Annotated in this window: 7 protein-coding genes; 2 read left to right on the forward strand and 5 right to left on the reverse strand. The window is 41.1% G+C overall.

From position 1 onward, the window contains the following. The first annotated feature begins 2 nt into the window (after positions 1–2). Complete coding sequence (locus AC04QZ_RS01340) at positions 3–3,947, forward strand: eCIS core domain-containing protein (RefSeq protein ID WP_478356263.1); 3,945 nt, start codon at positions 3–5, stop codon at positions 3,945–3,947. A gap of 9 nt (positions 3,948–3,956) precedes the next feature. Then, entirely contained in the window at positions 3,957–4,832 is an 876-nt protein-coding gene (locus AC04QZ_RS01345) for a leucine-rich repeat domain-containing protein (protein WP_478356264.1), read from the forward strand. 9 nt (positions 4,833–4,841) lie between these two features. Here the strand turns inward: AC04QZ_RS01345 and AC04QZ_RS01350 are convergent, their stop codons facing one another. From AC04QZ_RS01350 to AC04QZ_RS01370, 5 genes are all read right to left on the reverse strand, one after another. Then, positions 4,842–5,822, reverse strand: coding sequence for an SH3 domain-containing protein (locus AC04QZ_RS01350; protein ID WP_478356265.1), 981 nt, complete (start codon positions 5,820–5,822; stop codon positions 4,842–4,844). A 141-nt stretch (positions 5,823–5,963) separates the two neighbouring features. Further along, positions 5,964–8,342, reverse strand: coding sequence for a penicillin-binding protein 1C (pbpC, locus tag AC04QZ_RS01355; protein WP_478356266.1), 2,379 nt, complete (start codon positions 8,340–8,342; stop codon positions 5,964–5,966). 140 nt (positions 8,343–8,482) lie between these two features. Further along, positions 8,483–9,118 carry a hypothetical protein gene (locus tag AC04QZ_RS01360; RefSeq protein ID WP_478356267.1) on the reverse strand — a complete coding sequence of 212 codons (636 nt, stop codon included), beginning with the start codon at positions 9,116–9,118 and terminating at the stop codon, positions 8,483–8,485. 90 nt (positions 9,119–9,208) lie between these two features. After that, complete coding sequence (locus AC04QZ_RS01365) at positions 9,209–9,760, reverse strand: REP-associated tyrosine transposase (RefSeq protein WP_478356268.1); 552 nt, start codon at positions 9,758–9,760, stop codon at positions 9,209–9,211. Between the two features lie 324 nt (positions 9,761–10,084). After that, the gene (locus tag AC04QZ_RS01370) at positions 10,085–15,676 is read right to left on the reverse strand and encodes an alpha-2-macroglobulin family protein (RefSeq protein WP_478356269.1); all 5,592 of its coding nucleotides are present in this window, start codon (positions 15,674–15,676) and stop codon (positions 10,085–10,087) included. Positions 15,677–15,763: the final 87 nt, after the last annotated feature.

The following is a 15,763-nucleotide window of genomic DNA, read 5'->3' on the forward strand; positions in this document are numbered from 1 at the left end:
GTATGAGCAGCACATTGGCATATCGCAATTCTCCATCCAGGTCTGTAACACACAGCAGGCCAGGGAATAGTGCTATCCAAACCAAGCTGAAAGTTGGGGCGGTAAACGATCCGCAGGAGAAAGAAGCCGATCAGGTTGCAGAAAGGGTCATGCGGATGCCATCGAATGCGGACTTTGCCATGGCTGGTGCCGGTGGTTCGTTATCTGCTATGCAGGTACAACGAAAATGCCCGGGTTGTGAGCAGGAACAAAAAGTTTCCCGTAAGGAAAACAGCATCACGAGGTTGGCTGCCAGGCCTGCTGTACAGCGTAAATGTGCAACCTGTGCAGATAAAGAAAAAGCATCTCGTAAAGAAAAAACTAAGCTCCAGCGTAAATGCGCCAGTTGTGCAGAGAAAGAAAAAGTATCGAAAAAGGTGAAGGTAACACCAGAAAATAAACTTCAGCGCAAATGTAGTTGTGAGCACGAAGAAGAAGTATCGCGTAAACCAGAAGAGTTAAAGGATATAGATCAACCCGAGGTATTACAGGCCAAATCAGAATCGGCTTCTGCGGCAGGAGGAATTGCGCCGTCGGGTGTACAATCGGGTATTAACGCAACGAAAGGTGCCGGTACCACCTTACCCGGACATGTGAGCCGCGATTTGGGCAGTAAAATGGGAGGTGATTTTTCGGGTGTGAGGATTCATGATACTTCTTACTCCGCCAAATTGAACGATAGTTTAAATGCCAGGGCATTTACCGTTGGCAATAATATTTATTTTAACAAAGGCGAGTATAATCCAAATTCGCAAAGCGGAAGGTTTTTACTGGCACATGAGTTAACGCATACGATGCAGCAAGGGGCTTCGCCCGATATACAGCGCTACAGTTGGGATGAATTTACAGGGGATGTTGCCGGCGGTGTTGATGCCGTAGGAGAAGGACTGAGCGATGCAGCTGGTGCTGTTGCCGATACGGCCAGTGCAGCTGCAGGAGCTGTAGCAGATGCCGCCGGAACGGTTTATGATGCAGGCGTAGAAGCAATAGACTGGTTGGCAACCGAAGCCGGACAGGCTGCCCAGGCCTTGGCCGATGCTTTGGGTGTTGGGGTAAGAATAACAGCCAGTGGTTTGGAAATCGACATTCCGGGAGGTTGCCCGCTTGATGGCCACAGCCAGCAGTTTACCCTTGAAACCATGGATAAGGATTTCATGATCCCGATTTTTGCCATGCCAATCGCTCCTGATGTATTTATTTCGGGCGAAGTCGGCATTACAGGTAGCATTACACCAGAAGTTCAGGTACAGATAGGACCAATTTGTTTCGACCCGACACATATTTTAATCAATCCTTTAACCAGTAACTACAGCATCAGCGGTGGTATCAGCATTACCAGTGCTTTATCATTAGGTGCAGAATTGCGGGGAGGAATAAAAGGTGAGCTTAGTTTAAGTGGAATTATACCAGTTGGGCCAGTGCCTGTACCGGTAAGTATTCCGCTTTTAAGTGCCGAAGGTGGCCCGGCTGTATTCGTAAGGGCTATTGGCATGCAAACCACACACATTGGTGGTTCATTATCATATGGCGGAGGTACCATTACCGCGAGTCCGGATTTGGATATCGATCTGGGGGTTGCAGCCGATTTATTTGCAGGTGCTTATGCGCAGTTAAGTGTGCTCGGTTTTAACCTCTGCCGCATTTACTGGCAGCCTTACGAATGGCATGGCGATGCAGCAGTTTCGCTTGGTTTATCTGGTTCCATTAGTGGAGTGCCAGGGCATGGAATTACAGGAGTCAGCGTAGCTACACCAACTTTCACGGGCATTCCTTTTGATAATATCGGACTGGCTATAGATCGAAGTGAGGGCTTTACCGACGATTGTCCGCTGATATCCGGTTTATGTACGATTTTAAGGGCTTTACATTACCTGCCATCACAAAACGGAGGCAGTTGGGATCCGACCGGCACAGGCCATGGGCGCAGGTTTGGCCCGGGGCCAAGACTTCCGGGACCAGTAGACGCTTATCAGAAAAATCCAGGCATAACCAGCGGGGCCGAATGTAGAGGAGCCTGCGGGGTAAACTGCGATACCTGTGCGCATTTAGGAACGAAACGCATTCTTGATCCAATGACCGGAGTAACCTGGATATATACTGATTTTCAGGATTGTAACACACATGATGGTTGTAGGGAGCATGATGCCGGTTTTGATTGGGCTGCTGATGTTAAAGGAGAAACAGGCACCTGGGCCATGATTTTACCATGGCACATGGCTGCAAATATCGAATGTGCATGTAATAACCTGGCAGGAAACTGTCCGGCATGGGCGTTTGGTTTGCCACCTTATGATGGAAAAATGTACTTTGCCGCTTCTGCGGTGCCGGCACCAGCACCACCGGTGCCACCAATAATGACAGGTGAGGAACCTATCGGCGAGGTTGGCCCTGATTTTTACCATTACAGTGCAAGAAAACCTTCGGGTAATTTCTCGGCAGGAGTAGAACGCTGGACAGACTACAGAACAAATTGCGCGGCAGAAGCAAGGGCGGCAACTGGTGTGCCTGATGATTTTAAATATATTTCTACTTTATCATCAACGGTTTCTGATTCGTATATCGATCGTGATCAGTATAGTACGAGGTACGCTACTTCCATTATTTATGGCATTCCATACCCCTATAATCACTATACCAATCATACCGAGATCCCAACTAATGATTATTCAACAGCATCATTAACGATATTTTCTGCCAATTGCAGGTCGGCAAGTACTTTCGGAACACCTACCGGTAATGAAGAACAGGATCTGGCGAGCTGCGACCGTAATGAACTTCCACCTGATTATTGCGAAGAATTACGCAACAGGGTGATTGACCGCTTTGGAGGCAGGGAAAGGGATTTGAATTTTGATCCGGATACCGATATCAATGAAGACCGTAGAAGGGTTGATGACACACCTACCTCGACCGAATTCAGACGGCTTTATAACCGTTTGGATAGCTGGGATTATTTCATTGCCCGCAGGCATAGCGAATGGTATGATGAATTTGATACCAACTTTCATGTAACAAGAGACAGAAAAGCATGGATGGATGAATTAAAAGCCAGGACCGAGGAATTTAAGGCTCAGTTTCGGGACCTGCAACGTCAAGACACCCAGGAGCTGGTTGATAATTTTGAAAGGGATGTATTGCATGAAATAGAAGGACGGATAGCGCAAAGGGTGCGGGATATAGCAACCTGGTATAAACAAAAAACTGGTTCAACCGAAAGTTTGGAAGAATTGACCGAAAGAATCCATGCCGAAGGTACCGAGTTATGGCGTGATGACTGGAGGGCTGCAATACTTGCGGTTAACCGTGTTTTATCACGTTTGTGGCCGCCCGCTAAAAACCAGATTATTACCTGGGTAGCTGCTCAAAGGGCAGTACATCCTGATGTAGACTTTAGCGGACCAATAGGTGATATTGATTATGTAGGTAGCCTGGCTACCGGTTATAAGGGTGTACCTAAACAATTTGTGCGGTTTAATCCACGGAGTTTTGATGTGGATGCCAATGTGGTCGCACCACCGTTAGAGCGATATGCAGTAGATGTAAAACACATTACACCAAAACATAATCGTATTTTTGCAATCGGACATGGAACGGATATAACGCCTTTGATTACCTTTTGCCATGAAGCACACCGTGAAATGACCCCGATACCAGGTTATGATGCCAGTGAACAGTTTGATGTGGTAATTGCTGCATCTGCAACTCCTGGTCAGGATAGGACTAATAATGGTATTAACCGGGTTTACGACTTGCGTGATACGCTGGAGCCAGAACGTTATACTGCAATGGTAAATGAATTAAGGGCAGCAGGATTATTGGTAGATGAAGATGCAGGCTGGCGGTTAAAACCAGAACTCTCTGAAGAAGAAATGAATACGTTTAACCAGATATTGGCCAGATACGAATAAAAAAGAAACATGACCGACACAAAGATCTTGTACCATTATCTGCTGAATTATATCGAAGCCGATAAAATTGATCATCTCGCTAATGGGGATTTAATCAAAGCCATTGTAAGCTCCGGACCATCTAATGAAGCATGGAATGCATTGATCGAGCTTTTTTTTGCCTGGCCTATCGGTCAAGCCAGAATTGATGCGATCAAATTGGCTAATGATCTTATGGTAGACTGGCCTATATCACAAAGGCGGGTAAATAGCGCATGGGGTAGGGTAATTAATAACCAAAAACTTACCGATGTAACATTGCTCGCCCGTAGCATAGCAATAAATAGAAATGAAGGCATCGGCGGTAATGAGTTAGCCATTATTGCTTCATCTGCTTATGCCATAAATTTGGCCGAAATCAATATTGATAGAAGCCACATTAGTATAGAAGCGTTGCTTGAGTTAACCCATTCAAAGTTTTTGAATACGTTAAGTACACTTCATATGAACGGGCTTACGCTTTCTGATGAAAAATTGAAAACTTTATTTAACCCAGAAACATTGCCAGCGCTTAAATCGTTAACACTAAGAAACTGCGGGATAAGTGGAAAAAGAAGTCAAATTATTACAGAATCTAAGCTTTTTAAACAAGTAGAAAATATTAACCTATCGATGAATACGATTAGTGATGAGGGTGTTCGCTTTATCGTCGAAGCAGGTACAATACCTCAACTCAAACATTTAGATTTAAGTGAAAATTACATCAGCGACGAAGCGGTCATTTTGTTGTTGAATTCGGGTAATATGCCTAATTTGGCGAAACTAATTCTAACTAAAAACAGTATAAAAAAACCTGAAGTATTATTCGAAACAGCAGAAAGGAATAATATTAGCGTTGTAATTTAAAATGATGTATTAATTCAAAAAATCCTTCTTTACCCATTTGTTATCGCTACTTATTTTACACCAGCCATTATTTTCTTCAACGATAAAAACCTCCTGATTTTTTGTAAGTGCAGAAACTTTTGGAAAGTTGGTGCCTGGTCCGCTTCTTACATTTAAGGTAGTAGCATTTACAGTTGCCCTGGTCACATTTTTGGTGAAACTTCCATTAACCCAATGCTGTTGTGATGCCGATATTTTATACCAGCCGTTTTTCGCTCCATATACCCGCAGAATAGCCCCTAATGTGGCTGGCTCAACTCCTGTAACTTTTTTACTTTGGGCATTCGCGTCCTCCCTAATATTTAAGCTATCGGCGGTAACAGCAACATATTTTATAATATTTTGCGCAGGTTGAGGAACGGTACCATTTAAAGCTGCACTTACCAGTGGCAGGAAATTTTGATTGCAATTTTCAACTTTGTTACCGCCAAAAAAATTAGTACCCGGGCAGGTTTTATTATTGCCTGTTCCATTGTTTCTGACCCCGGTGGTTAAATTAAACCAATGGTGATAAACTACATTGTTGCTGTTAACTGCAATACCGAATTTTTTACACAGGGCTGCCGTTATCCTTATAATCGTATTTTTGTGCTCAGCGGTCATTGCATCTTTTCCTATGTCGAAATCCCCAAGATTTTCAATGCAAATGGCATTCGTATTAAAGCCCAAAATACAAGCGGGTGTATTTTCAAGGCTTCTACCCGTTAAAATTGTACCATCGGGAAAAGTGGTAAAATGTTGACCGATATCCATCCAGCCATTATGGCTTACATGGTAACTTTTCATTCCCTGCTGTAAATCAAAGTGATTATTGCCCTTAAAATTGATGTAACTGGGGCTCCAGGTATGATGCTCCTGAATGTGTATGATGGTACGGGCAACTCTTAAATTTGAAATCCACGTTTCAAATTCATTGATATCCATTTTGGTAAAACCGAATTTACTAGTCATAACAACATTGGTTAAGGTAAAACTTAATTGTTAGAAGGATGAAAATTTTGAAATTCTAAATGTTCTACTAAATATACTTAAAGTTTTATAATCTCTTTAATATCAGTTTGTTATGTTTTTTATTTTTCGGTTAAATTGCCTTTATCTGTTGTTTTTCTCTTTATCCAAAACGGTAAAAGTTTGTACCAGTCTTTCGCCGTTTTCATCCACTAAGGTTAAAGTATGTTTACCTGGCGGCGGACTAATAGCCAATTGATGAAAATTAGTGGTGGTGCTTACATATTCATTATCGATATGCCAATATATTTTAGCACCCGGATTTCTGTGCGCTGCATTAATCACAATTTTGCCTCTGGTTCCATCCAGTTCCAAGGGAATATAAACTATGGCGTTATTTTTAGGGTAAATTACTTCCATTACGCTATTACCGCCTGAAAGGTCACAGCCATCTTTAAAAGGAGGGAGGGATTTGTAATCGCTATTTTTTATTTTGTAGTAATATTCCATTGCTGGTGGTAAAATAAACCAGCTTTTGTGTTGCATATGGGTAATACTTTCACATTGATCGGTAACCCGGTAAGTACCGGTATGGTCTAAATGAACCAGTTTATGAAAGGGACAAACTGCCGTTTTTTCTCCTGATACAGGCACTAATTCTTCTACAACCTGTGTACAGTATTCTCCAGCTTTATAACCACTCTGCTTGCAGATTTTTATCTTTTTTAATTTGGTGGTTGGTGTTTCAAACCATTTTCCATTGGGCAATAACCTGAAAATATCGAATAGGACCGGAGCAGCGGCTTCAATCCCTACCAGGCCAGGTCTTCCTTCGCCATCGGCATTGCCTACCCAAACACAAACCACATAATTGGGCGTTAAGCCAACGGCCCAGGCATCGCGAAAACCAAAACTCGTCCCTGTTTTCCAGGCTACTCTTTGCGATGAAGAAAATTGTTCCCATAAGCCTTCATCACCTGGACGCATTACCTCTTCCATCGCATTAAAAGTTGCCCAAATGGAGCCGTGGTCTAAAAAGGATGTACGTTGATAATCTTTTTCATCTTTACCGTCGTTATTGAAATAGCTTGCAGGTTTATAATCTTCAGGATTATACAAGCCTTTATAGGTGTTAAAATGATTCAGGGTACGTACCATTCCCATATAGGTATTCGCCAGGTCCCACATCGTCACTTCGCTACCGCCTAAAATTAACGATAAACCATAATGATCTGCCGGCTGGTTCAGCGTTCCTATGCCCAGTTTTTTGAGTTTATCATAAAAACGTTCATACTTGTATTGTTGCAGCATTTTTACCGCAGGGATGTTTAGCGAACGGCTCAGCGCTTTATCGGCGGCAATGGCACCATCATAACCCAAATCGTAATTTTGTGGCGAATAACCTGCTATTTGAGTCGGGATATCAGGAATTAAAGTGTGCGGCAATATGAAGCCGTCATTCAGCATGCTGGCATAAAGCAGGGGTTTTAAGGTGCTGCCAGGACTGCGTGGTGCTTTAATCATGTCAACATGACTTTGTAGGTCGGCATTTTCCGGTTGGTAGATATTGCCTACGTAACTTACCACCCGGCCAGTTCTGGCATCGAGTACCAGGGCCGAAATATTGTTAATGTCGTTTGCCCGGTAGCGGTTATTGTATCGTTTTAATATGGCATTGACTTTAAGTTGTATATTTTCATCTAAGGTAGATGTGATTCTGGTGGAAGGGATTTTAAGACTTGCCCGTTCTACTTTAAAGCGGTTTAATAAATGCGGCGCATTTTGTGGCAAGGGCATAGGCTTGCCCGGAACAGGTTCCAGCTTAGCTAAGTTCGCCGTTGCCTGATCGATGTATTTTAGTTTGGCCAGCTTATCTAATAAATCGTTTCTTTTTTTAATTAATCTTGTCGAGTTTTTACCAGGATGAACCAATGAAGGACTATTTGGGAGTACCGCTAATGTTGCCATTTCGCCCCACGAAAGGGTTTTGGCATTGCGACCATAATAGCGCCAGCTTGCTGCTTCTAAACCGACAACATTACTTCCAAATGGGGCATTAGCGGCATACAAACCAATAATTTCTTCTTTCGAATACCTTATTTCTAAGCGTAGGGCTAAAATCACCTCCAAAAATTTCTGCCAAAGCGTTCGGTCTTGTTTTCGCGATAAACGGACTACCTGCATGGTTAATGTGCTGCCGCCACTGACCACACCCTTTGCCTTCCAATTTTGCCGCATCGCCCTGCTCATGGCCAAAAAATCGATGCCGAAGTGGCTATAAAACCGCTTATCCTCGAAAGCAATAATGCAATCCTTAAATTTTACCGGCACACTGTCTGCAACAGGGAAGCGCCATTGTCCATCGCTGGCAATGGCTGCACTTAATAAATTGCCATTGCTGGCTTCAATTACAAAGGAAGTAGGCGTTTTGAATAATTTTGAGGGCAGCGAAAAAAGAAATGCCAAAAGCAGGGCAAAGCAGAAAAGATCGGAAATGAGGAAAGCTTTTGGGATTTTGTTCATTTAATTTTTAACGCTTGTTTTATCGCCTCGTTAAACGTTTATTATCTTTTTATTTTCGAAAGTCGTAGCGCGACGCTACGACTAGATACTAGTCTTAAAATATTTGATCTCGATTTGTTAAGCTTAGGCGCTTGAAAAATTTATTTATCAAGTGCCTTATTTAATATGGCTTCAAAAACAGGCTGAAAATGGATTAAAACTTTATCGTTTATTAGTTTAAAGTTTTCTTTATCAAAAACCACATCATCGAATTTTTGATTTTTGTAACCAGGCTCCAGGAGTACTTTAAAATCATTACTTCCTTTTAAATACCTGATGATCGAAAAATTATAGAACAACATCGGTCGTTTATCATACATGCTCAATGTTGCAATGCCAAAATCGTGATCGAAACCAAAAAACATTTGCATTGGATCTGTTAAGGTGTAGGCATTTTTTGTTCTGATAATGATAATCTGATCCAGGTTATTTTTAATACAGAAATCTTCAGCATAGGCAACCATTTTTTTGTATTTATATCGCTGAGAAAAATACTCAAGTTCTTTAAAATCAAAATTTTCTAATTCCTTATTTTCAATATTTTTTTTATTCAAATAAGTAGTCAAATAAGTTAATAGATTAAAATTTAGGTCATTTTCGGCAAGTACTTTTGGTTTAAACGCTCCTTTAAGGTAAACATATCCCATCTGGTAGTTACTGTCGGATACGATTGCGGTTTTTTGTGCAATTGAATACAAGGGAATAAAAAAAACAAGAATTGTAAATATAATTTTCATTTGGGCTGATTTCTGTTTTGCTATTGCAATGGTTTGTGTCTAACTCTAGTTGTAGCGTCTCGCTACGACATAATTATTTCGTAATACTAGTTATTCAATAATAATAATATCAATTTGTCCTTTTCTTATCTCATGATAATCGCCGGCACTACTATTAATCCAATCTTCTTCATTTTCTACATACCCAGCCTTAACAGGGTTTTGGTGAATATAATTCAAACGCTGATCTAAAAGATAATTAGTATCTAGCTCTATCGGGTGGTTATGTTGTTGCCAAAATTGAAAGTCCTTGTTTCTTTTATTTTTAGCTCCAGAGTTCTTCATAATTTCTAGCATCCATAGTTTTCGACTTTCAATATTGCTATTTTCGATAGCCTTTCTGATGTGTCTTGAGGTAAAACTTTTAAGATCTCTAACAATATCAGATAGCACTCCATTTTCTGTCCCAATAATTAAATGAATATGATTTGTCATAATGCAATAGGCATATAAATCCAATCCTTTTTCTTTTTGGGAAAACTTCAAGCTATCATAAATGATTTCTACATATTCTTGTTTCGTAAATACGTCAATCCAATCTACAACGGTAAAAGTCACAAAATAGAGTTTAGTATTATCGTGAAATTTATACTTTCTACCCATTTCTTTTATAAAAAACCTTAGTCTTAGCGTCACGCTAAGATTAATAGTTTACTTTTTATTAGAATCAATTCATTGTTGATTTTTTAGGTCGTAGCGAGACGCTACGACCAGATTTTGTTTCCGACTTCAATGTAATTCTTTCTTCTGGCTTCAAATAATTTATCCATTGTCATTAAATTTCGGTTTACGGAGATACAATGTGGACTGGCTGTGTTTTTTCAAGTTTCGGTTCGTGGAGACACGAACCGAGGCTTTAGAAATATATTAAAACTTTATGCCATGGTTCGTGTCTCCACGAACCATTAGCAATTTATATTAATCTTCTTACTTCACCACTTGCACCCATTTACCCGCTTCTGTGGCCGAGATATCATTATTGTACATCGCTTCGCATTGAACGGCTGATAAATAGTATTTCCCTAAATAAGAAGCATTAAGCAGTACTTTATACACCAGGCTTTCACCTTCTCTTACATTAAAATAGGTGAAAACACGGTCATCTCTGATATCCTGATAAGTAAACGGCGAAGAAGCTAAAATACTTTGGTTATCGTTAACGCGGGTATTGATGATTTCCCAGCCTGAAGGGAAAATCTGCGTCAGCGCCATTTGTTCGTAATAACCCATTCTGCCAGGATTTTTTACGGTTACTTCTGCATAGAAATCAGTTCCCTGTTTTAAAGTAGTAGGATCCAGTACCTTACCATTTAAACGTTTGTAAGTGACGTTCATATCCAATACCTCCGGACGGTTTGGTAAAAAATTATTCTGACCGGCAATTGGTTGTCCTTCTAAAACCAAACGAACAAACAATACATTATTGCCGTTATTGGAAACCGAAGCCGTGTTGCCTTTAAAGTTTATTGGTGTACTGTTGAGGTATTGGTTCGAGTTTACAGGTACCGATTTTCCATCCAGCACATACTGATATTGCAGTTTATTTGCCGATTGGTTTGAACCACAGAATTTGGCAATGGCCAATAAACTATAAGCGGTTGTTTGTGTACTATACCAGGTATTTTCGCCCAGTTTAGCCGCTAAAGGCTGTAATAAACTGGCGGCTTTTGCTTTCTGACCAAGTAGGGTTAGGGTTTCTAAAATCATGGCCTGATCACGTACGTCAGATCCATAAGTTCCACCCAATTGTTTATAAGCCTGGATGGAGGTATCTAAACCTCTGATCATATTTTGGGCTACATCATTTTGTCCGGCCAGTTTATAGGCCGCTGCCAATCGCCATTTTGCAGCGATTGATAAGTATTCAAAAGCTTTTAAACGGTTCATTGCCGCCATTTCAGGTTTTTTAGCTAAGGCAAGCATGTACAAACGATAAGCCTGAGACAAATCACCTCCATAAAAATTATTACTGTTTGGTGCCCAGTTTGCTGCTTTTGATTTTTGAAAGCGTAATAGTTCATCCAACAGACCAACAGGCAGGGTATAACCGGCATTTTGTGCTTCCACTAGGAAATGACCGGCATAATTACTTCCCCATTCATCAGAAGTACCTTCGCCAGGCCAGTAAGACAAACCGCCATCTGTAGTCTGGAAACCTTTGATTCGGTTTATTCCGGCTTTAATGTTTTTCTCGGTTGTTGCTTTTTGCTGTTCGTTTAATGGACTCAACCTATCTAAAAATAGTTGAGGGAATATACCCGAAGTCGTCTGCTCAATACAGCCATGTGGATACTGAATGAGGTAACCTAATCTTTTACCAAGGTTGATTGCTGGGATAGAAGAGACCTCTAGTGAGCCTGAATTTGTTCCCGTCATGCCGATTGGTAAATAATTTACAGCCCATTTGGTATGAGGCTGAACAGCTGCCGACACCACATTGGTTACGTAAGGATTTGGATTTCTAATATCCATTTCCACATCGTAAACCGTTTTTTCAGCTCCGCTTTGTGCAACCACTTTTACTTTGGCGATACCCACTGTGTTTGGCGCTTTAACTTCAAAATAGGTCATCTGTTCGCCTGTTTGTTTGTAGTAAAGCTGTTGTTTGTTGCTGCCCTGAACAATTAAATTACTCGCCTGGAGTTGTACGGATACATTTTTAAGGTTATTCTCTGTGGCAAAAACGGTTACCGGTAAAGTAAAACTCTCTCCCGGACCGATAACCCTTGGTAAAGTAGCCAAAACCATTAACGGCTTTTTAACCTGAACCGATTTTTCGGTAAAACCATAGGCGGCATCCTGCCCGGCAACGACCATTGCCCTTACCGCACCGATGTATTGTGGCAATTTAAATTTGTGTGTTTTACTTTCGCCTTTACCAATAGTAAATGGTCCCATAAATTTAACCACTGCTTTAAAACGGTTGGCTTTTGCAGGATTTAAGTTTTTGTTGATGCTGCCATCACCACCAATACTTAAAATGCGTTCCAGATTTCCTCCCCATGCACCTAATACATAGTCGAATAAATCCCAGGTTTTAACGCCCAAACCTTCGCGGGCATAAAATGCACTGTGTGGATCTGGTGTTTTAAAACGGGTTAAGTCCAGCAAACCTTCGTCTACCAAAGCAATGGTATAGGTCATCGCTTTACCATTCTGCTCGCCGACAGTGATGCTGTTTTCAGTTTCCGGTTTGATTTTATCGGCCATTTTAATGGTCGGTTTTAGAATAGTTTGGGGATCTTCTACCGAAAGTGGGATAGCACCATACATCCTGATCGGTAAATCGTTTACCGTTTGGGCATGAGGTTGTAGTAAAGTGATATTGGCAAAAACGTTAGGTGCCATTTCTTTCTCTGCCTTAAATTTAAATTGCGTTTGTCCGGCTTTGGTATCTACCCAGAAGGTTTTTAATACGCGGCTTCCATTTTCAATAGAAATTAATGCCCTTCCATTTTTACCCGTTGGGATAGTTAACGTAATATCTTCTCCAACGGTGAATTTTTCTTTGTTGGCCGTGAATGATAACATAGAGGCTTCTGTTGGATTGCTGCCTTGCTCACGCTGTGCCCAGCCCGGCCAATCTACATAAACAGATTTCCCCGTAACATGTCCACCATTGACATCGCGTACTAAAATTAAATAACGTCCCCATTCTGGTTCATCAACGCGTAAATTCCAGCTTCCTTTTCCATTAAATAAGTTTACCTGATGCGTTTCTACTAATTTATTAAACTGGTTTTGGGTAAAGTTGGCATAAGTGTACTGGTCATCTTGTTCCCACCACCAGCGCCATTGTGTTTTATATAATTCAACCTGGACAGTTTTAGTACCGCTTAACAGTTTTCCGTCGGTATTTACGTTTACAATTTCTATTTTATGCTCTTTGCCTGTAACCAGCATTCCGCTTAAACGATCACCTTTCTCCGGACGGATGCCTAAATAACTGCTGTATACATGATAAGGGATGCTGAAATTATCGATGCTGAAATTGCCGCCCGGTTCGAAAACTTTCGTGGTAAAATTCGCCCTCAACACGCCTGGTGCCGTATTGTTTTCGTTTAAATTGGTGTTAATCTGTGCTGTTCCAGTTGCATTTAATGTGCCTTCGAAAATGGTTTTAACCTGTGATTCGAAGTTAACCGTAGGATTATCGAAGCTAAAACCCTCAAAGCCCTTAAATTTGGTTTCCGTAGTGTTTAAGTTTACATCAACCTTGGCTTTTAAATTCTGTGCAACGGCACCAAACAGCCATTTGGCCGATAGGGTAGCGGCTGATGTTCCTGCGCTTAAATATGTTCTATTGCCCACGTTGAAATCAATTTTCAAGCGGTTTGGCATAACAGTTTCAATTTTTAAGGTTTTGGTAAATGTAGCGCCACCGGCTTTAACTTTCGCCATCCAGTTACCAGTAGGTGCTGTACTTTCGGTAGCGGTTTTGAATATATAGAATCCATTTAAGGGTTTGCCATTAATCAATCTTTTGTAAAGCTGACCTTTAGGGTTATAGAACTCCATGGTTACCGGATAATTGGCGGGAAGTTTTTTGAGTTTGTCTTCCAGAACGAAAGAAACAAATAAACTGTCGCCTGGTCGCCAAACGCCACGTTCGCCATAAATAAAACCTTTTAAGCCACTTTGGACTATGTCGCCGCCCACATCGAACCTGCTTAAAGGAAGTGAGCTCCCGTCGTCTAATTTAAGGTAACCGCGCTCAGAGCCATTTTTAGCAATCAATAAAAAAGGTTGGCGTTTTAGGTCAAAACTTGCAAAACCGTCACCATCTGTTTTAGTGGTGAAAATGATCTGTTTCTGGTAATCCATTAATTCCAGGTTTACGCCACTTAATGGTTTTGCTGTTAATAAATCTGTAGCAACAATGAGCATACTGTTATCGTTACCGCGTTTGGCTACTAAACCAATATTCGAAGCAATTAAGTTTCTGCTTGCCCAGCGCTGGTTGGTGTAAAATGATGGTGTACATGGATTGTCTTTATCATTCCATCTGTAATTTGAGGGGTAATAATTGTTGAATCGCTGCCAAAAATCATCATCTTCATCAATTTTTTCGCCATAACCTTCGTCATCTCCGTATTCACTTTCTTCTTCACCATCACCAACTTTTTCTTCTCCTGTTTTACAATTGTAGGCATTGTATTCCTGTCTGAAAGCAATGGTAACCCTGTACATGGCACCTGGCTCGGTACGGATCATCTTGTCAAGGTCGAGGGTAAAACGGTTCTTTTTATGGAGGTTAAGCGCTTTATCTTCATCTAATCGTATCGTTTTTTGCAAAATAGGTTTTGCCACCCTTCGCAATTCGTTACCATCTTTATAACTATTGGTTTGAAAAAACTGCGGGATGTTGTTTTCGTAAATTTTGATGACGGTAACATCAACAGCCTTTAAATTAATCGCTTCGAAAGGTAGAACCAGCTTTCCGGAGTTGGGTAAAATCGTACCCGCACCAGCAATGGTAACTGCCGGTAATTTATCTTCGAAAACAAGATTGGCCATTTTGCCATTAGCCAGTTTCTTCGCATTGATATTCTCGATCCCCGCATTTACATTCAGGCCATAATTTCCTTTAAGTTCTTCTGCGGCATAAACTTTAACCTGACTGGCATCGATGGTATATCTTAAGTCACTCAGATTGCCGAGTGTGATCATGCCTGTTAAATCTTGTCCAACACCAACTGGTTCCGAAAACTGTACCAATGCATAATCTTCTTCGCCCTGAATGGCCTTCATGTCCAGAATTTCGAATTTATTTATGGCCGGAACGCGGATGTCTACTTCTCCCTTTTGTTCGGCATCAATAGCGTCGCCATCCCAATCTATCTTTAAAGTTTGGTCGCTGCCAGTCTTTTTGATGCTGTCGATGGTAAATTTTGAGGTGTTTTTCGCGGGATTGTGCTGCCATTTGATTTTTAATTTTTGGTCAAAATCCAATGAAACCGTTTTCTCTATTTTGCTCGTTTCTTCCTCGTCAGCAGTGGCCACTTCGCCGGTTAATTTCATGTAATCGAGCGCCGTATTGTTCTGCGAAACCAATCCGTTTTGAGAGAGCATCATGCCGGGGGTAATTACTTTAAACTCAAAGTCGAAATCTTCCAACCCTTTTTCTGTAGCAGAAACTTCTGATAGTTTAAAAGTAGCTTCGTAGTTTTTACCCGGTTTAAGATTGTCATCAGGTCTAAATTCGACAGTCTGTGGATCTATCCAATAGGTTTTGCCTGAGATAGAAGGGGAGAAGTCGAAAAGCTCCCGTGTATCTGCTTTACCCAGGTCCTGCATGCCTGTTGCCGCATTGGCCAGGTGAACCCTGATAAAACTCTTTTTAGAAATGGTTCCAGAGGTATAGGCTTCGATATATTTTGCATAAGCCTGATTTTCTTCATGGTTTTTTTTCTTTCTATTAAAATAGATAAATACAATTGCCGCTATGGAAACAGCAAGTAATCCGATGAAGATAAATTTCTTTTTGGAGGATGACTGGTAGGTGGATGGTTGTTCCATGTTTGAAATTCGCTAAGATAAATGGGAATATAATGTTCCGGTAAAAGCAATTGATGTGCCGCAATTTTCCTTTGTAACTAACAATAT

This window comes from Pedobacter folensis (assembly GCF_056490665.1).

Bases quoted from the DNA above. Each gene is read 5' to 3' on its own strand.
- AC04QZ_RS01340 (WP_478356263.1), top strand. From the start codon at position 3: ATGAGCAGCACATTGGCATATCGCAATTCTCCATCCAGGTCTGTAACA.
- AC04QZ_RS01345 (WP_478356264.1), top strand. From the start codon at position 3,957: ATGACCGACACAAAGATCTTGTACCATTATCTGCTGAATTATATCGAA.
- AC04QZ_RS01350 (WP_478356265.1), bottom strand. From the start codon at position 5,822: ATGACTAGTAAATTCGGTTTTACCAAAATGGATATCAATGAATTTGAA.
- pbpC (WP_478356266.1), bottom strand. From the start codon at position 8,342: ATGAACAAAATCCCAAAAGCTTTCCTCATTTCCGATCTTTTCTGCTTT.
- AC04QZ_RS01360 (WP_478356267.1), bottom strand. From the start codon at position 9,118: ATGAAAATTATATTTACAATTCTTGTTTTTTTTATTCCCTTGTATTCA.
- AC04QZ_RS01365 (WP_478356268.1), bottom strand. From the start codon at position 9,760: ATGGGTAGAAAGTATAAATTTCACGATAATACTAAACTCTATTTTGTG.
- AC04QZ_RS01370 (WP_478356269.1), bottom strand. From the start codon at position 15,676: ATGGAACAACCATCCACCTACCAGTCATCCTCCAAAAAGAAATTTATC.